Origin of the sequence: Pseudoalteromonas sp. CST2 (genome assembly GCF_028599385.1) — a bacterium.
In the GTDB taxonomy this organism is placed as follows: Bacteria; Pseudomonadota; Gammaproteobacteria; order Enterobacterales; family Alteromonadaceae; genus Pseudoalteromonas; species Pseudoalteromonas atlantica.
This window is the reverse complement of the sequence record NZ_JAQREO010000001.1, coordinates 160,807-178,120: the sequence shown is the minus strand read 5'-3', so window position 1 is coordinate 178,120 and position 17,314 is coordinate 160,807. Positions and strand designations below refer to the sequence as shown.

Here is a 17,314-nt window from a genome sequence, read left to right as displayed (position 1 = left end):
AATCACCACAAAATATAATTTTGTGCGCCCCCTACTTTTTAAACCTCATATTTTGAATAAACACCTAATAATAAAAAATTTTGCACGCCAGCGGCGTATAGTAATATAAAAGATAATAAAAAAGAGAAACAGGCAATGCCAAACGGGAACGACCCCCACACTATTAATAGCAACGAACTTGTTGCCTGGCCGCGCATTGCAGCCATAGCCGCTATGCTCAGCTTTTCGCTGCCCACTTTTATCACCGGCCTAGAAATACATCAAAGTTCAAGTGTGAGTAATACACTGTGGGCGTTAGTTATTGGCTCACTTATATTAACCCTTATTGGTGGGGCTATGGGCACCATAGGTGTAAAAAGCCGCTTAAGCTCTTATTTATTGGTAAAAATAGCGTTTGGTAATGCTGGCGCGGGCATTGTTAATATTGCCTTTGCTTTATCATTAATTGGCTGGTTTGGCGTAAATATTGATTTGTTTTCTAATGCCGTGGTGCGCTTACTCAGTGCAGAATTTAATATTATTATGCCCGAATGGCCCATCGATATAGTCGCAGGTTGCGCCATGCTCATAACCACACTGTATGGGTTTAAAGCCATTAATGTGCTGGCCTCTATCATGATCCCTATTTTGGCTGCGGTCACCGCTATGATGCTTTTTGGCGCGCTCGATAGTATGCCACTGGTTGATTTTATTAATTTAGAAAAATCAGCAGCGCTTTCTCTTGAAGATGGTGTAGCTGCCATTGTTGGCGGCGTTATTATTGGCGCAATAATATTGCCCGACATAACCCGTTTTTCTAAGCAAAAACGTGGCGGCGTGTACACCTCATTTATTGCGTATATGGTTATTGAGCTTTTGGTTATTTTTGTGGCTGTATTTGCCGCAGCCGCCATGCAAGAAACCGAAATATTAAGCTTAATGCTTGCGCTTAATTTAGGGTTTTCAGCGTTTTTTATTGTGATAGCAGGCAGCTGGATTTTAAATTCGTTAAACCTTTACAGTACCGCACTTAGCGTGGAGGCTACCTTCCCGCATTGGCATAAAAAGTGGGTTATTGTGTTATTAGGTTTGGTGGGAATTGGCGCAGCCTTTATAAATATTTTAGATATGTTTATAAGCTTTTTAGTGTTTTTGTCTGATATTTTTGTACCGGTAGCGGGCGTAATTATTGTTGATGCACTGTTTATTAAACCCCATGCTTATAACGCAGCGGCTTTGGTAAATAACGCTAACTTCTCTCTCCCCGCGTTTAGCGCGTGGTTTGTAGGCGCGGCATATGCGGTGTGTAATGGCGCTTTATTTAACGTATCAATGAGTGGTATTACCGTGATTGACGCCATTATATTAACGGCCGTTATTTATACCCTGTTTGCAAAAGCCATTGCGCCCAAACCGGTTATCCAGCAATAACTTTAAACAATAAAAAGGCGCATAAAGCGCCTTTTTATTAATCTAAATTAGGGAGCTACTCTTCGTCGTCTACTTTCATTTCGTCTCGCCATTTAAGTTTTTCCAGCGGGTAGCCTAAAAAGAACTTAGCGCGCTCAAGCACTATGCGTGTAGTCAGCTTTTTAATTGCATACTGTGAGCTGCCGGTTAGCCTGTCGCACATTGCATTAAGCGCTTGAATATCGGCAAAACAACAAAAAGAAATATAATCAATATCACCACTTAATTGCATGCAATCCATTATTTCGGGAATGTTGTGTATGTCAGCTAAAAACTTACGCCGCGCTGCTAGGTTATTGTCCTCTAGGGTAAATTCCATATAGGCAAACACGTGCTCACAAATTTGCTCTAAATTTATATCAGCATGAAAGGTTCTAAAATATCCCGCCTCTTTTAATGCTTTTACTCGCTGAAAACATGCACTGGGCGACAAGTTAACTTGCTCGGCCAATTCAACGTTTGTTAAATCGGCAGTTAGGTGCAGAATTGCCAGTATTTTTTGATTATACCTGTCTATTTTTATCGTTTTTTTCATAACCGGTTTCACATTTAATAATAATTAATTTTGTAAATTTAAGGTCAACAAATACATAAAATTACGCGCTTAAGCGTTATTTTCAGCAATTTGTGTGTGCTGTATTAAGGGTTTACAAAATATTATTTTGTCTGAAAAAGCGACAATGTTTATCACTAAGTAACATCACCAAGATAGTCACATTAGGACATAGAACATGAGCAGATACAACAAAATACGCTTTCGTAAAACACTATTAGCATCGGCAGTTACCCTGTCGTGCATAAACTATGTGCATGCGCAAGAACAACAACAAACAGTAACTGACACTATAGAAAAAATTTCGGTGATATCGCGCGGGCGTGTTGAGTCGATACAAAACGTGCCCGACTCTGTTACCGCATTTAGCGCCGAGACAATCGAAAATTCACGTATTACTAACTTTCGTGATGTTGCTAATTTAACTCCCAACCTATCGCAGCTTGATAATTTTAGGCCCGGCCTTGCCCGTATTACTATTCGTGGCTTAATTACACCGCAGGTGGGCGATCCGCCATTAGCGTTTGTAGTTGATGGTGTTACCGCCCCCGATTTAGAGTTTATAAACCAAGACCTAGTTGATATTGAACGTATTGAAGTTATGCGTGGTGCACAAGGCGCACTGTATGGCCGCGGCGCCATTGGTGGTGCGGTTATTGTGACAACTAAAAAACCTATTGAAGACTTTGAAGGTAAAATTAAAGGCTCTGTAGGTAATGGCAACACGTATAATTTGAATGCGGTTGTATCGGGTTCGCTTAACGATGAAAACACCGCTTATTTTAGAGCCGGTGGTTACATTAAAGATACCGACGGGCTGATTAAAAATACCTACACAGGCGATTACGCCGACCCGTTAAAAGAGCAATCGGTTTTCTCTCAGTTAGAGTTTGAGCTAAGCGAAGACACCTCAATAAATCTTAAAGGTAAATACACCTCAAGCGAAGCTGGGTTTGCTTACTACCAAGGGGTGAGCGATGACACCATTGAAGACTTTTCAATTAATACCTCACAAAATATTATTAACCAAGATGAGCGTGATGTGTATGAGCTAAGCGCCAAGCTAACCCAACATTACGATTTAGGTAAATTTGAGTTTGTAACCGCGTACAGCAATTCAGAAAACGAGCACTTTTACGATGGCGACTACTCTGCCGATGCCACCTTTATTGACGAAGATGGCTTTTTTAGAGCCCCATTTGGTACTGAAGGGTTATACGATATTGAATCGTTAACGCTAGAGTCGCGGTTTATATCCCAGTCGGATCAGATTTTTAGATGGTCGGTGTCGGCGTTTTATCAACAGCGCGACCGCGATACTGCGGTATTATTTTACGATGATTTTACCGATGCCGAAATTTTAACGCGTGCAGATTTTGCCAACGACGAGCCCTACCTTTCAATTATCGATAATAACAGCAGCGATGCATGGGCACTTGCTGGGCAGTTTAACTACGATATAAACGAGCAGTTAGAGCTTACCGGTGCGATGCGCTACGATCACGATACTCGCGAGTCGTTCGACCCAACCAATAAAGACGCCACTTACGCTAAAAAATCGTTTAGCCAATTACAACCTAAAGTTACCTTGGCGTACCAAATGAATGACGACCTACTGCTTTACACCGGCTACTCGCGTGGTTTTAGAAGTGGGGGCTTTAACGAGCCGGCCGACGGTATTAGCCGCACCTTTGATAAAGAAATTTCTGACAGCTACGAAATAGGCTTTAAAACCGCTTTGTTTAATAACAAAGTTACCCTTAATGGCGCCGCGTTTATTATTGAGCAAGACGATGCGCAATTTACCCAATTTAATATAGATACCTTCACCCTTGAAAATCTCTCTATTGACGAAGTACAAACCAAAGGCTTAGAGCTAGAAGCCGCCTTTGCTGCCACCAGCAATTTAAGTATTAACCTCAGTGCAGGTATTGTTGATTCAGAAATTAAACGCTTTGCACTGCGCCCCGAACTGGCTGGCAGGCCACAATTTTGGGTGCCTGAGTATAACTACGGGCTGTCGGCAAATCATAACTTAGCACTAAACGGTGAGTGGTCATTGTTCTCGCGCGCTGAGCTATTAATTGAAGGCCCTAAAACATTCAGTATTGATATTCCTGATGTTGAGTCGTCGCGTTATACCTACCTAAATGCCGGTGTAGGGCTCAAATCAGAGCAGTGGAGCGTTCAAGTTTACGTAGACAACCTTACGGATGAGCGCGCTATTGAAGATATTTTTCTACTGGCCGATGGGGTTACAGACCTAGTGCGCCAACCTAATAAGCCTCGTAGTTACGGTATAGAGCTCAGCTACCAATTTTAATTTTTTCACCTTTACAGCAGGTATTTTTTTAATGCCTGCTGTTTTTATACCAATCCGCTTAATTAAGTGATCTATTTTGGGGATGGGTATGAGTTAACCAATAGCGATACACACATGCAAATTCTTAATCGTGACCAACTTATTGATATTTTATACGGCTGCGCCATTTTAGGCACTGGCGGCGGCGGTGAGTTAAGTGAAGGCATTGCCTATATTGACGAAGCACTCGCACAGGGTAAAACCTTTAAACTAATTAGTGCCGATGAAGTCCCCGCGGGTGAGCTTGTTTGTACGCCTTACATGTTAGGCGCTATTTCTGCTTTAAGTGAACAAGAAGAACGCGCGTATGCAAACCTGCCCCGCAGCACTAAGCACGCTATTTTAGCTGCTTACCAGCGCACCCTTGAATACACAGGTAACGATGCTATTTATGGCACTATTTGTTGTGAGCTTGGCGGCTCAAACACCGCAGTATCGTTTTACTTAGCTGCAATGTTTGACGGCTACATTATTGATGCCGACCCCGCTGGGCGCGCAGTACCGGAGATCACCCATTCAACCTATTATTTAAATAACTTACCCGCAGCGCCCATTATTACCGCGAATGAATTTGGTGAGTGCTTTATTTGCGAAAATGTAATGGACGACTTACGCGCCGAAACAGTCGTGCGAGCACTGGCTAAAATTAGCCGTAACGACATAGCAGCCATTGATCATATTTTACCTATTGAGCAAATGAAAAACGCGGTTATTCATGGCACCATTAGTAAAGCCCTTAAACTTGGTAAAGCAATGCGTGAAGCCAACGAGCAGCACGCTAACACCGCACACATAATTGCCAAGCACGGCGGCGGCTTTGTTGCCTTTGAAGGCGAGGTAAGCACATTTGAATTTAACACCGTAGAGGGGTTTACGTTAGGCGAAGTAACACTTAAAGGGTTAGGCGAGTTTGTAAATAACAACTACAAAATAACGGTTAAAAACGAAAACATGGCCGCGTTTTTAAATGACGAAGTGCACGTAACCATTCCTGATTTAATATGCTGTATTAACAGCCAAACAGGCACACCCATTACTAATCCTAATTACGAGGTAGGCATGAAAGTAGCCGTTGTAATTTTACCAGCGCCAAAGGAATTTACAGGCCCTAAAGGTTTAGAAATATTTGGCCCGCGTTACGCAGGCGTTAACACCCCATATAAAGCAGCGATTGCAAATTAATTATTGCTAAGGGCGTGCTGCAGCTTGCTATACAATGCAGCATGGCCTTTACCAAACTCGGTGGCGTTTCTATCAATGCGACTAAGCCATTCTTTCGCTTGTACCTTTTTACCTATTTGTAAATATACCTGCGCTAAACGTAAGCTATAAATAGCATGGTAAATGCTTGAGGGCTCAGTAAATTTGAATGCGGTTTTATAATAATTTATAGCTTCTAAATACTCTTTATTTTGCTGATAACTGTACGCTAAGTTACCGCTAGCAAGCACTATTTTAGCAGCGTGGTTGGTGTTTTTTATGGCGTTATAGGCCATTAAATTACTTTTTACTGCGTGCTCGTATTGCTGCCACTTTAAGTAAATATGCGCTTTGTTAATGTGCAGCTCTAAATGAAAAATAGGATCGTTATTTTTTGCAAAGCGCTGCTCGGCATCTCTTAGTAATCGCATCGCTGCTTTTTTACTACCAAACACATAGTGTAGGTTAGCCAACTCCACTAATCTTAAAGGGTCACCAAAAGCATTATATATCCCGTCTAACTGGGTAAACGCTTTAGCGGCATACGTTTTAGCTTCTGCTTTTTTGCCAATATAGTTAAGTGCTTTCGCGTAATAAAAATACATTTGTAGCTTAAATACATCGGGCAGCTTATCTTGCTCTAAAAAAGGAGTAATAGCGTTGAGTAAGTTTTCGAACTGTTGGTAGTCGTAGTAGTAATCAAATTGGTAGGTTTTTATTTTGTACCACTGTGCAGGGCTGTCTTTGACTTCATTAAGGCGCGTTTCAATATAAGTTAAACAGTGCGTTTTGGGCTGTTGCAAGCAAAACGCTTCATGATCGCTGTAGTTTTCTGATGCTAATGCATTAAAACTTGTAGCGACAATACTTAACAGCAAAAATATACGCACCAATATTACACTCTTTAAAATCACCTTAATTAAGAGTGTAATATTTTTATCTCATCTATCACAATACGCTGAAATACTTATGCATATTGCCCACATGCAAACCCACAGCTCCACGCATACTGGAAGTTGTAGCCCCCAAGCCAGCCCGTTACATCGGTTACTTCGCCTATAAAATATAAGCCTTTGGCTTTTTTAGCTTCAAAGGTTTTAGAGCTCAGCTCATCGGTATCAACGCCGCCCAAAGTTACCTCGGCGGTACGATAGCCCTCTGTGCCATTAGGTTTTATTTGCCATGCGTGAATATAGCTTGCTAACTCATCTATTTGAGCATGGGTAAGCTGATTAATATTACAATCTGGAATAGCTTTACTGTCGTGCAGTATGTCTATAAAGCGTTTGGGTAAAATAGTCGCAAGGCTGTTTTTTAATGATTTTTGGGCTTGTGTTTCTCGCCAATCAGCCAGCTGCTGTTTTAAATCGAGATCAGGGAGCAAGTTTATGCTTACTGCCTGCCCTGCTCGCCAAAATGAGCTTATTTGCAATATGGCAGGCCCCGATAAACCTCGGTGAGTAAACAAAATATTCTCTTTAAATACAGTGCCGTCTTCGCTAGACACTTCGCACGGTATACTAATTCCTGAAAGCCCTTCAAAGCGCTCTTTATCGTGTTGATGCAAAGTAAATGGCACAAGCGCCGCCATGGTAGGTAGTACGTTTAAGCCAAACTGCTCTGCAATTTTATAGCCTATAGGAGTGGCGCCAAGCTTGGGCATTGTTAAACCGCCCGATGCGATAACTAGCGATTCACAAGTAAGTGTTTCTTGCTCAGTGGTAACACGGTAGCCAATATCGGTTTTAGCCACATTTAACACTTCGCTGCGCAATTTAATATTAACACCAGCCCACTCGCATTCGGTAAGTAGTATATCAACTATATCTTGCGCGCTGTTATCGCAAAACAATTGGCCTAAGGTTTTATGATGGTATGCCAAGCCGTGGCGGTCCACCAGCTCAATAAAATCGTGTTGGGTATAGCGGCTTAAGCACGATTTAACAAAGTGAGGGTTACTGCATAAGTAGTTTTCTGGACTGGCATTTTCATTGGTAAAATTACAACGCCCACCACCACTTATTAAAATTTTTCGACCAGGCTTTTTGCCCATATCAAGCACTGTAACGCTACGCCCGCGATAACCTGCTTGTGCTGCACTCATTAATCCGGCTGCACCTGCGCCAATCACAATTACATCTACTTGATTCATTACTTCGCCCTACTCAAAAATTTGCCCGATTATAGCAAAGTTTGTTTAAACACTCTGAATAGAATTTATTATTAAATTTATAGCAACAAATGTAACTGGGACTAGTCATGGGCTTTTCTAAACAGTGTAAAAATAACAATCCTTTATACTTATTTTTGTTTTATATGATAAATACTAAACAACGACAAAGGCACCGTACACCTAGGTTATAACTAAAAGAAATAGGTACATAAGCAATTATTATTTTAAAGAAATTAACAGATCATTTACCTTTGTTTCTGTTTCGTAATTTAATATTACGAACTAACTAATAACAACTAGGGATAATTATGACAACAAGTAAATCATTTAAGCGTTGCGCTATCGCGCTCACTATTAGTACGGTATTTGCAGCATCTGCAAGTGTTGCCCAAGATGTGTCTACCTCTATGGCAGAAACCACAGCCAAACTACAAAGCCAATCGGGTTTTGAAACTCAGTTTATTATTAAGTACAAAAATAGCGCGAACGATATGCTAAGCATTTCGTCTGCTGACGCAAGCCCTGCAAATATGAAAAAGCGTGCTCAACGCTTTGTAAAAAATTTCGCTTCTAAAAAAGGTAAAGTAAAAGCGAAGTACATCCGTGCAATGGCGCTTAATAACCACCATGTTATGCGCGCAGATAAAAAACTGAGCGCTGCAGAAGCACAAGAATTTATGCAAGAAATGATTGATTCTGGCAATGTTGAATACATTGAAGTGGATCAAATGTTAAAACCATTTGCAACGCCTAACGACCCTCGTTACGGCGACCAATGGCACTACTATGAGCAAGCTGGCGGCCTAAACTTACCAACCGCATGGGATACTGCAACAGGCAGTGGCGTAGTGGTTGCGGTACTTGATACTGGCTACCGCCCTCATGTTGATTTAAATGCTAACATTTTACCGGGTTACGATATGATCTCTAACCTATCGGTAGCTAATGATGGCGGCGGTCGCGACAGTGACGCACGCGATCCGGGCGATGCTGTAGCTGCTGGCGAATGTGGAAATAACGGCGCACAAGGCTCAAGCTGGCACGGTACGCACGTAGCAGGTACGGTTGCGGCTGTTACTAATAACGGTGAAGGTGTTGCCGGTGTGGCTTATGGCGCTAAAGTTGTGCCTGTACGTGTACTTGGTAAGTGTGGTGGTTTAACGTCAGACATTGCTGACGGCATTATTTGGGCATCTGGCGGAAGTGTATCGGGCATTCCTGCCAACTCAAACCCTGCTGATGTAATTAACATGAGCTTAGGTGGCAGCGGCTCGTGTAGCTCTACCACACAAAACGCAATTAACACGGCACGCAGCAACGGTGCAGTCGTGGTTATTGCTGCCGGTAATGATAACGATAACTCAGCAAACTATAACCCAGGTAACTGTAGTGGCGTTGTTAATGTTGCCTCTGTTGGACGTAACGGCGGACGAGCATATTATTCAAACTATGGTAGCAATATTGATGTTGCAGCGCCGGGCGGCGCACAAAGCTTTGCAAACGACTCTGAAGGCGTTTTATCAACCTATAATTCAGGCTCGTCTACACCTTCAAGCGATAACTATGCGTTCTCTCAAGGTACATCAATGGCGGCGCCTCATGTTGCCGGTGTTGCAGCCCTGATAAAGCAAGCTAAACCAAATGCTACCCCAGATGAAATAGAAAGCATTTTAAAATCGACCACCCGCTCATTCCCAGCAACGTGTACAAGTTGTGGTACAGGTATTGTTGATGCAGCAGCCGCTGTAGCCGCAGCAAGTGGCGGTACAACACCTCCTACCGGTGGCGATAGCGAACTGACAGATGGCGAAGCTAAAACAGGCTTAAGCGGCGCTGCAAGTTCACAAGCGTATTACACGATGACTGTGCCAAGTGGTGCAACGAATGTTACATTCACAATGAGTGGCGGTAGCGGCGATGCAGATTTATACGTACGCGCAGGCAGCCAACCAACTACCTCAAGCTACGATTGTCGTCCGTACAAAGGCGGTAATAGCGAGGAGTGTTCTATTGATAACCCAACCGCTGGTACATACCATGTAATGCTTCGTGGCTACTCGGCTTATTCAGGCGTTAGTTTAGTGGGTAATATTACAGGTGGTTCTACAGGTGGCGGTTCAACTACACCAGAAGCCGGTGGCGGCACGGTCAGCGATGTAACGGCTACAACAGGTAACTGGAAGCACTACACTTTAGATGTGCCAGCAGGAATGAGCACATTTACAGTCACCACCTCAGGTGGTACAGGTGATGCCGACTTATTTGTTAAGTTTGGCAGCCAACCTACTGCATCTAGCTACGATTGTCGTCCTTATAAAAACGGCAACGCAGAAACATGTACGTTTAGCAATCCGCAAGCGGGTACGTGGCATTTAAGCGTTAACGCTTACAGAACTTTTTCGGGTTTAACATTAAGTGGCCAATACCAGCCATAATTAAAAAGGCCCTAAGTGCATGCACTTAGGGCTTTAATAATGCGATTATAGTTTTTCTAACACAGATTCAGCACGACTTACTGAAAACTCTTTGTCTTTTTCAACAAACAGTCCTGTTACTACATTATCGTCGACTACCATTGCATAGCGAGTAGAGCGTGTTCCACCAAAACTGCCGGTGTCTTTATCAAGCCCTAACGCTTTAGTAAAACTGCCATCGCCATCTGCTAACATATCGATTTGTTGGGCATTTTGAGATTCTCCCCACGCTTTCATTACAAAAGCATCGTTAACCGATACACAGTAAATTGCCGCAATACCTTTTGCTTTAATTTTATCACTAAGGGTTATAAATTCAGGTAAATGCGCATTTGAACAGGTAGGCGTAAATGCACCCGGTACAGCAAAAAGCACAACCTTTTTACCATTAAAAAGCTCAGCGTTAGTGTGAGTTTGCATGCCTTCGTCTGTTAGCTGCGTTAATGTAACTGCGGGTAACGTTTGACCTTGTTCAATCATGATAAATCCTTAAAGCATTTGATTAATGAGCCTACAGTATAACGCTAATTACCTTCGTGTTAGCAGGTATTTACAAGCCAAGGTTTACTTTTATGGTTTGCATTTGCTGTTGTAACTGGCTATGAATATCGTCAACAAGTAAGCTTGATTCGCTTACTTGGCCTTTCATACTTTGCATTGACTGGCTAAAGTTATCTAGCAAATTACTTTGCTGTTTAGCCAGCTCCATGGCCTCAAATGCCACTTTGTTGGCCTGCTGAGCGTTATCGGCCACGCCCTCTGAGTTTACTTTTAGCTCTTGCGCGTTTTGTGTTTGCGACTGCGCGCCATCTGCTAAGGCCGCAATTTGTGTAGATACTGTGCCCGACTTTTCGCTCAGCAGTGTAAGCTGCTCATTAATATCGCTCAATGAGCCTTGAGTTTGGCGGGCAAGCTGGCGTACTTCATCAGCTACAACAGCAAAGCCTCGGCCATGCTCGCCAGCACGTGCTGATTCAATTGCTGCATTTAACGCTAATAAGTTTGTTTGATCGGCAATATTGCGGATCACTTCAATAATTTGCCCAACGCCTTCAACCCCCGCAAGCAGCTCTTGTAGGTTTTGCATACTTTGCTCAACCCGTGTTTGCGTATCTGAACTGGCACTTAGCATGCTTTGTGCAAAGCCTAAACTTTGCTCCATTGCACTAAAAGTGTGTTGGGCGTTATCAGCCACTTGGGCATTAATATTATTTACCTGCTCGCCAATTTGTTGAATATCAGCAAGCAAATGTTGGTTTTGCTCCACTTGCCCATGACTTGTAGACGCTTTTTGGCTAATAGTTTGCAAATGCTCACTCATTTGCTGCATAAAATCATTTACCACTTTTAGCATTTGGGCACGCTCTTGTGCCTCTTTGCGCTGTCGCTCAATTAATAAATTAAAGTAACTGGCTATTTCGCCAACCTCTGTTTTTGGGTTCTTACTTTCAATGTTTTTCAGCTCGTTACTTTCAATTAAAAAGGCAAACCCGTCTCTGAGTTGCCTTAATGGGTTGAGCACTTGGTTACGCTGCACAATATAAACACCCGCGGCTAGCATCACCAAAGCGCCAATAGCAAAGCAAAATACCCAAAATACGTTTTCTTTAAGCGCCCCTTGTGCGTGTTTTAGTTGCTGCTCTGCATTGATAACGGTTTTAGAGAGCAAGCTAATTTGCTCACGCAATTCATTGGTGCCGGCTTCACGTTGCTGAGCTTGCGCTAAAGTACTGGCTAAATCACGGGGGTAGCGGTTAGGCCAGCTGGTAATTTCAGATTTTATTTCATCGGCCAAATCTTCAGCTTCTTCGTCAAAAAATAAAGCATCTTCGTCAACTTCGCTCATAACACCTAAATTAGGGAGTTGCTCTATTTTGGCTGCTAACGCATTTAAATTAGCAATACTTTGCTGCAAACTTTGTTCAGTATTGCTGTCGTAACTTACGATTAGTTGATAAGTAAATAAGGCAAGGTTGGTCACCTCGTTATAGTAATCAGCGCCAAGTGTGTAATAAGCTTGCGCATCGCTATTTTGATTAGGGGATTTTTTTGCATAACCAATCAGTGACGAGGCTGAGCCGGCCATTTGGCGAATTGCATTATCAAGTAACGCCGTTTCGTTGCCCGATAATTTACCCAGCGCTCTGTACTTACCTTTAATATCAGTATCTAACGTGCTGAGCTGATCATTTAATTGCTCGGCAAGTACCGAGGGGAGTACTGCGAGTTGCTGCGTTTTTACTTGCTCAATTAGGGCTGATGATTGATTTAAGTATTGGCTATCACCTTGTTCTAGATAACTGCCTAAGTCACCGGCTAAATCCACTAAAATCGTGTTTTTTAATTTACTGTATGCGCTGTCTTGTTGCTCAAGCTTAAGTAAAGTTTGGCTTGCCCAAAATAATGTGATGGCTAATAAAATACTTGCCAATGTTAACAGTATGGCTAACAGCCGAGTAAAAGATGATACGCGCATAAATAACAACCCCTATTGTTTAAGCGCGTAGACTATTAACTATTTATGACAATTTTATGTAACTCAGAGAAAACACGTATATTTGCCTCAAATATACGAGTAAAGGCTTAGCGAATACAGCGCCTTTATTAAACCAACCGACTTAATTTATATGCTATTAAAGATAAGAAACGCAGGTTAATTACAAGGTGAGAGTTTCATCACTTGGGTGTGCAAATTAAAATAGGCTTAATACAGCTATCACCATTACTAAAGCGCTGCGTATTAGCTAACGCCAGGCACAAAAAAACCGCGACTCGCGCGGTTTTTATTTTATTGTGTTAATTAAAGGCCAGCACGGTCTTTAATTACAGCAATTAACGGTGAGCCACCGTGGCCATTGCCTTCGGCCCATGCTATATCAGCGCCATCAGACAGTGCGCTTTTTGATAAGTTTTTAACTATGTACTCGCCCGAGTCAACAGCGTTACTAACTACAGCATGGCGAAGTAAATTATTACCATTACATTGAATAGCATCGTAAATATTGCGAATTTTTACACGTGAGCTTTTTAGTTTACTACGTAAACGGTTTTTATCATCAGCTGCGATATATTCACAAATAGATACTGCTAATTGATCATTGGCTTTAGCAGGCACGGTATACATTAACGAACCAGCAGCAACGGCTGTAATAACAATTAGCTTTGACAATTTAAACATGAAACACCCTTTATGGTACTTTTTACCTATGTTGATTGTCTAATATTGTACCAACCTGCTGTAAGTTTCGCAATAATGTTAATCTTTTTTATATAAAGTTACGAATTTATAACTATATTGATTCTTTTCGTCGGGTTTATTTGCCTGTTCGTCGACGCTTTCCCACGTTGCTACCGCTTGGTAATCTGGAAACTGCGTATCCCCTTCAACCTCTAAATCTATAAAGGTTAAATATAAACGATCGGCACTTGGTAAAAACTGCTGATAAATATTACCACCGCCAATTATCATCACCTCTTCTTCGGCTTTAACCAGCTCTAGCGCAGCCTCTGGGGTGCTGACCGTCTCAATACCTTGAGCGCTATACTGGCTATTACGGGTAATAATTATGTTGCGACGCCCAGGTAAAGGACGACCTATCGATTCAAATGTTTTACGCCCCATAACGACAGGTTTGCCTGTTGTTACCTTTTTAAAATGCTGTAGATCGGCGGGTAAATGCCACGGCATTTTATTATCAAGACCAATTACACGGTTGTTTGCCATTGCGGCGATCATTGAAATTATCACATCAAATACCTAGTACTTTATTCTTAAAAAATAAAAAAGGAGCTTATGCTCCTTTTTAAAATATGTTTTTTATTAACGCTCGTAGACGACTTCTACATCGTAGTCGTCTTCATCCCAGTCGTCCCAATCATCATCATCGCCTTTGGTTGCTTTTTGATGATAAGTATCCCACTTGAACTCAACTTCTTCGTCTTCAATCTCAACGAACTTCTCTTTAGGCATGCTATCAAGTAATGCCATAATATCGTGAATTAATGGCTGAGTATTAAGCTTATTGACTGCTGAAATACGGTAAACGTTTTCTTCTTCACCTAGCTCTTGCGCAATTTGCTCACACAAAGCTTGCGCTTCATCTTCTGGCAAGAGGTCTATTTTATTAAACACTAACCAGCGTGGCTTTTCAGCAAGCTTAGGGCTGTATTGGTGTAACTCGTTAATAATGGCAAATGCATTATCAACAGGGTTTGAACCATCAACAGGCATAACATCAATCACGTGTAACAATACACGACAACGCTCTAAATGCTTCAAAAAGCGAATACCTAGGCCTGCACCGTCTGAGGCACCTTCAATTAAACCCGGAATATCGGCTATTACAAACGATTTGTTAGCCTCTGGGCGTACCACCCCTAAATTAGGAATTAGCGTGGTAAACGGGTAATCAGCTACTTTTGGCTTTGCTGCCGATACACTGCGAATAAACGTTGATTTACCTGCATTTGGCAACCCTAATAGGCCTACATCGGCAAGTAGCATAAGCTCTAATTTAAGGTTACGAACTTCACCTGGAGTACCTAACGTTTTTTGACGTGGGGCACGGTTAGTACTTGATTTAAAACGTGCATTCCCCAAGCCATGGAAACCACCTTTTGCAACCACAATTTTTTGACCATGCTGCGTTAAATCGCCTAACGCCTCTTGAGTGTCAACGTCGGTAATACGTGTACCCACAGGTACTTTTACTACCAAGTCTTCGCCCTTTTTACCTGTACAGTTACGGCTTTGACCATTAGTACCACGCTCTGCACGGTGAAAACGCTCAAACTGGTAATCAATTAGGGTATTTAAGTTTTCATCAGCTTGTAGATAAACACTACCACCGTCTCCACCGTCACCGCCGTCTGGGCCACCGTCTGGTACATATTTTTCTCGACGGAAAGACACGACACCGCTGCCGCCGTCACCAGCTTCTGCGCGAATTTCTACTTCATCTACAAACTTCATGATTACTCACTTTAGGGATTGGCTTTAATTTAACTATTATATACCCAAGCCAACGTAAATGCAGGCTTGGGTATATATTTGACGTTTCTGAAAACAAAAAACCCCGCAAAGGCGGGGTTTTTTACTACCTTACTGATTACTCAGCTACGATAGTTACGTATTTACGGTTTAAAGGACCTTTTTGTTCAAATTGAACTTTACCATCTGCTTTTGCGAAGATAGTGTGGTCTTTACCGATACCTACGTTTGCGCCAGCGTGGAAACGAGTACCACGTTGACGAACAATGATGCTACCCGCTAGAACTGATTCGCCACCAAAACGCTTAACACCTAGGCGTTTGCTTTCTGAATCGCGACCGTTACGAGTACTACCAGCTGCTTTTTTATGTGCCATTTCTAAGTACCTCTAATTAAGCGCTAATGCCAGTGATTTTAACTTCAGTGAACCATTGACGATGGCCCATTTGCTTACGAGAATGCTTACGGCGTCTAAATTTAACAACCTTAATCTTCTCACCGCGACCATGTGAAACAACCTCAGCTGTTACTTTACCACCGTTTACGAACGGTACACCGATCTCGATTTTCTCACCATCAGCAACTAAAAGTACTGAATCAAATTCAACTGCTGCACCAGTTTCAACGTCTAATTTTTCAAGACGAATCGTTTGACCTTCAGTCACACGATGCTGTTTACCACCACTTTGGAAAACCGCGTACATAATTAACTCCGTCTGTGCGCCCTCAAATCGACGCAACTAAAATATTCTTCGATAGGGCGCGAAGTTTACGCTAATGCATAAAAACTAGCAAGCCTATTTTGTAATTAAAATGAATAAAAAGTAGCTGCATTGAGAGCAATTCAATATTTCCCCCATTTTATATTAAATTGCCCTGTTGCCAAGCGCTTTTTAGTGCAAAGACAAAATAAATTTACGTGTCGCTATGCCTACTCCAGAACCCATTGACTGCGCAATAAATAGTCGCGCTTTGAGTGTGAAATATACAATTAAATACCCTAATTAAGCGCTAATTAAGGTTTTTAACTCGGTTTTTTTAATGAATCGTCACAAAATATCGAGCTAGTGCTTTTTTTGTTGTACAATCGGCGCCGTTCACACATAAAAATTGGCTCGGAGATCAATGGATATAAAAGCTATCCAGGCGTTAATCGAAAGCGATATGAATGACGTCAATCAACTTATACACGCGCAAATGCGCTCAGATGTGGCGTTAGTCAATCAACTTGGTTTGTACATCGTTAACAGCGGCGGCAAACGCGTACGCCCGATGCTGGCAATATTGGCAGCAAGAGCTTTGGGTTACCAAGGTAAAGATCACATTACTTTGGCAACGATTGTTGAATTTATTCATACTGCAACACTATTACATGATGATGTTGTTGATGAATCTAACCTGCGCCGTGGTACACCGACTGCAAATGCCGAATTTGGTAATGCTGCCAGCGTGCTGGTTGGGGATTTTATTTACACCCGCTCGTTTCAACTTATGGTGGGGCTGGGCAAAATGCAAATTATGCAAGTGCTTGCTGATGCCACCAACGTGATTGCTGAGGGTGAAGTATTGCAACTTATGAATTGCAACGACCCTAATACCACCGAAGCAAGTTACATGCAGGTTATTTACTCTAAAACGGCTAAATTATTTGAAGCCGCTACAGGGCTTGCAGCTATTATTACCGAGCAAGATAACAGTGTGTTAGATGCGCTTAATTTATATGGTATGCATTTAGGTACTGCTTTTCAGTTAGTTGATGACGTACTTGATTACAACGCAGACGCTGACCAATTAGGTAAAAATATTGGTGATGATTTAGCAGAAGGTAAGCCAACCTTGCCGCTAATATATGCGATGAAGCACGGCAGTGATCAGCAAAGAGCCCTTATTCGTGATGCCATTGAGCATTGCAATGGTATGGATAACCTTGAGGCTATTTTAACGGCACTTAAACAAACCAACGCACTTGAATTTACAATGCAAAAGGCGCAGCAAGAAGCAGACAAGGCCATTGCCTGTTTAGACTTTTTAGCAGAGTCGCAGTACAAGCAAGCGTTAATCAGCTTAGCGCGTATAGCTGTAGAGCGAGATCACTAACTTTGCAGCCTCCCTT

At 42.2% G+C, this 17,314-nt stretch carries 15 protein-coding genes; 5 read left to right on the top strand and 10 right to left on the bottom strand.

What is annotated here, in order from left to right:
- The first annotated feature begins 135 nt into the window (after nucleotides 1-135).
- Nucleotides 136-1,410 (top strand): purine-cytosine permease family protein, encoded by a 1,275-nt coding sequence (locus PSH41_RS00800; RefSeq protein ID WP_273588617.1) that lies wholly within the window; start codon nucleotides 136-138, stop codon nucleotides 1,408-1,410.
- A gap of 55 nt (nucleotides 1,411-1,465) precedes the next feature.
- Here the strand turns inward: PSH41_RS00800 and PSH41_RS00795 are convergent, their stop codons facing one another.
- Nucleotides 1,466-1,984, bottom strand: coding sequence for an Lrp/AsnC family transcriptional regulator (locus PSH41_RS00795; RefSeq protein WP_024031376.1), 519 nt, complete (start codon nucleotides 1,982-1,984; stop codon nucleotides 1,466-1,468).
- Nucleotides 1,985-2,180: 196 nt separating this feature from the next.
- Between PSH41_RS00795 and PSH41_RS00790 the strand changes: the two genes are divergently transcribed.
- Together PSH41_RS00790 and PSH41_RS00785 are read left to right on the top strand one after the other, a co-directional pair.
- Complete coding sequence (locus PSH41_RS00790) at nucleotides 2,181-4,325, top strand: TonB-dependent receptor (protein ID WP_273588616.1); 2,145 nt, start codon at nucleotides 2,181-2,183, stop codon at nucleotides 4,323-4,325.
- Between the two features lie 114 nt (nucleotides 4,326-4,439).
- The gene (locus PSH41_RS00785; RefSeq protein ID WP_256851404.1) at nucleotides 4,440-5,546 is read left to right on the top strand and encodes a DUF917 domain-containing protein; all 1,107 of its coding nucleotides are present in this window, start codon (nucleotides 4,440-4,442) and stop codon (nucleotides 5,544-5,546) included.
- On the opposite strand, the gene PSH41_RS00780 is transcribed toward PSH41_RS00785, so the two are convergent.
- Together PSH41_RS00780 and PSH41_RS00775 are read right to left on the bottom strand one after the other, a co-directional pair.
- Nucleotides 5,543-6,454, bottom strand: a complete 912-nt coding sequence (locus PSH41_RS00780; RefSeq protein WP_235576550.1) for a tetratricopeptide repeat protein — start codon at nucleotides 6,452-6,454, stop codon at nucleotides 5,543-5,545. The two genes, PSH41_RS00785 and PSH41_RS00780, sit on opposite strands and share 4 nt — an antisense overlap.
- Nucleotides 6,455-6,531: 77 nt before the next feature.
- Nucleotides 6,532-7,716, bottom strand: coding sequence for an NAD(P)/FAD-dependent oxidoreductase (locus PSH41_RS00775; protein ID WP_029774315.1), 1,185 nt, complete (start codon nucleotides 7,714-7,716; stop codon nucleotides 6,532-6,534).
- 329 nt (nucleotides 7,717-8,045) lie between these two features.
- On the opposite strand from PSH41_RS00775, the gene PSH41_RS00770 reads away from it, so the two are divergent.
- A complete protein-coding gene (locus PSH41_RS00770; protein WP_273588615.1) occupies nucleotides 8,046-10,172 on the top strand; it encodes a S8 family peptidase in 2,127 nt (708 codons plus the stop codon).
- A gap of 45 nt (nucleotides 10,173-10,217) precedes the next feature.
- On the opposite strand, the gene PSH41_RS00765 is transcribed toward PSH41_RS00770, so the two are convergent.
- The 7 genes from PSH41_RS00765 to rplU all read right to left on the bottom strand — a co-directional run bounded on the left by PSH41_RS00765 (nucleotide 10,218) and on the right by rplU (nucleotide 15,905).
- Nucleotides 10,218-10,691, bottom strand: coding sequence for a peroxiredoxin (locus PSH41_RS00765; protein ID WP_029773342.1), 474 nt, complete (start codon nucleotides 10,689-10,691; stop codon nucleotides 10,218-10,220).
- A gap of 70 nt (nucleotides 10,692-10,761) precedes the next feature.
- Nucleotides 10,762-12,687: a methyl-accepting chemotaxis protein gene (locus tag PSH41_RS00760; protein ID WP_055252696.1), complete on the bottom strand. Its 1,926-nt coding sequence runs from the start codon at nucleotides 12,685-12,687 to the stop codon at nucleotides 10,762-10,764.
- 324 nt (nucleotides 12,688-13,011) lie between these two features.
- On the bottom strand, nucleotides 13,012-13,389 hold the full coding sequence (locus PSH41_RS00755) for a DUF3718 domain-containing protein (RefSeq protein ID WP_004587925.1): 378 nt from the start codon (nucleotides 13,387-13,389) through the stop codon (nucleotides 13,012-13,014).
- A 78-nt stretch (nucleotides 13,390-13,467) separates the two neighbouring features.
- Nucleotides 13,468-13,959: a type 3 dihydrofolate reductase gene (gene folA, locus PSH41_RS00750; RefSeq protein WP_273588614.1), complete on the bottom strand. Its 492-nt coding sequence runs from the start codon at nucleotides 13,957-13,959 to the stop codon at nucleotides 13,468-13,470.
- 72 nt (nucleotides 13,960-14,031) lie between these two features.
- Nucleotides 14,032-15,183, bottom strand: a complete 1,152-nt coding sequence (cgtA, locus tag PSH41_RS00745; protein ID WP_004587923.1) for an Obg family GTPase CgtA — start codon at nucleotides 15,181-15,183, stop codon at nucleotides 14,032-14,034.
- Between the two features lie 136 nt (nucleotides 15,184-15,319).
- Complete coding sequence (gene rpmA, locus PSH41_RS00740; RefSeq protein WP_004587922.1) at nucleotides 15,320-15,577, bottom strand: 50S ribosomal protein L27; 258 nt, start codon at nucleotides 15,575-15,577, stop codon at nucleotides 15,320-15,322.
- A 16-nt stretch (nucleotides 15,578-15,593) separates the two neighbouring features.
- On the bottom strand, nucleotides 15,594-15,905 hold the full coding sequence (gene rplU / locus PSH41_RS00735; protein WP_004587921.1) for a 50S ribosomal protein L21: 312 nt from the start codon (nucleotides 15,903-15,905) through the stop codon (nucleotides 15,594-15,596).
- Nucleotides 15,906-16,326: 421 nt separating this feature from the next.
- Here rplU and ispB point away from each other — a divergent pair, with 421 nt between their 5' ends.
- Nucleotides 16,327-17,298 carry an octaprenyl diphosphate synthase gene (gene ispB, locus PSH41_RS00730; RefSeq protein WP_054982281.1) on the top strand — a complete coding sequence of 324 codons (972 nt, stop codon included), beginning with the start codon at nucleotides 16,327-16,329 and terminating at the stop codon, nucleotides 17,296-17,298.
- Nucleotides 17,299-17,314 lie beyond the last annotated feature (16 nt).

Coding starts and splice junctions, on each gene's coding strand:
- PSH41_RS00800 (WP_273588617.1), top strand. CDS start 136: ATGCCAAACGGGAACGACCCCCACACTATTAATAGCAACGAACTTGTT.
- PSH41_RS00795 (WP_024031376.1), bottom strand. CDS start 1,984: ATGAAAAAAACGATAAAAATAGACAGGTATAATCAAAAAATACTGGCA.
- PSH41_RS00790 (WP_273588616.1), top strand. CDS start 2,181: ATGAGCAGATACAACAAAATACGCTTTCGTAAAACACTATTAGCATCG.
- PSH41_RS00785 (WP_256851404.1), top strand. CDS start 4,440: ATGCAAATTCTTAATCGTGACCAACTTATTGATATTTTATACGGCTGC.
- PSH41_RS00775 (WP_029774315.1), bottom strand. CDS start 7,716: ATGAATCAAGTAGATGTAATTGTGATTGGCGCAGGTGCAGCCGGATTA.
- PSH41_RS00770 (WP_273588615.1), top strand. CDS start 8,046: ATGACAACAAGTAAATCATTTAAGCGTTGCGCTATCGCGCTCACTATT.
- PSH41_RS00765 (WP_029773342.1), bottom strand. CDS start 10,691: ATGATTGAACAAGGTCAAACGTTACCCGCAGTTACATTAACGCAGCTA.
- PSH41_RS00760 (WP_055252696.1), bottom strand. CDS start 12,687: ATGCGCGTATCATCTTTTACTCGGCTGTTAGCCATACTGTTAACATTG.
- PSH41_RS00755 (WP_004587925.1), bottom strand. CDS start 13,389: ATGTTTAAATTGTCAAAGCTAATTGTTATTACAGCCGTTGCTGCTGGT.
- cgtA (WP_004587923.1), bottom strand. CDS start 15,183: ATGAAGTTTGTAGATGAAGTAGAAATTCGCGCAGAAGCTGGTGACGGC.
- rpmA (WP_004587922.1), bottom strand. CDS start 15,577: ATGGCACATAAAAAAGCAGCTGGTAGTACTCGTAACGGTCGCGATTCA.
- rplU (WP_004587921.1), bottom strand. CDS start 15,905: ATGTACGCGGTTTTCCAAAGTGGTGGTAAACAGCATCGTGTGACTGAA.
- ispB (WP_054982281.1), top strand. CDS start 16,327: ATGGATATAAAAGCTATCCAGGCGTTAATCGAAAGCGATATGAATGAC.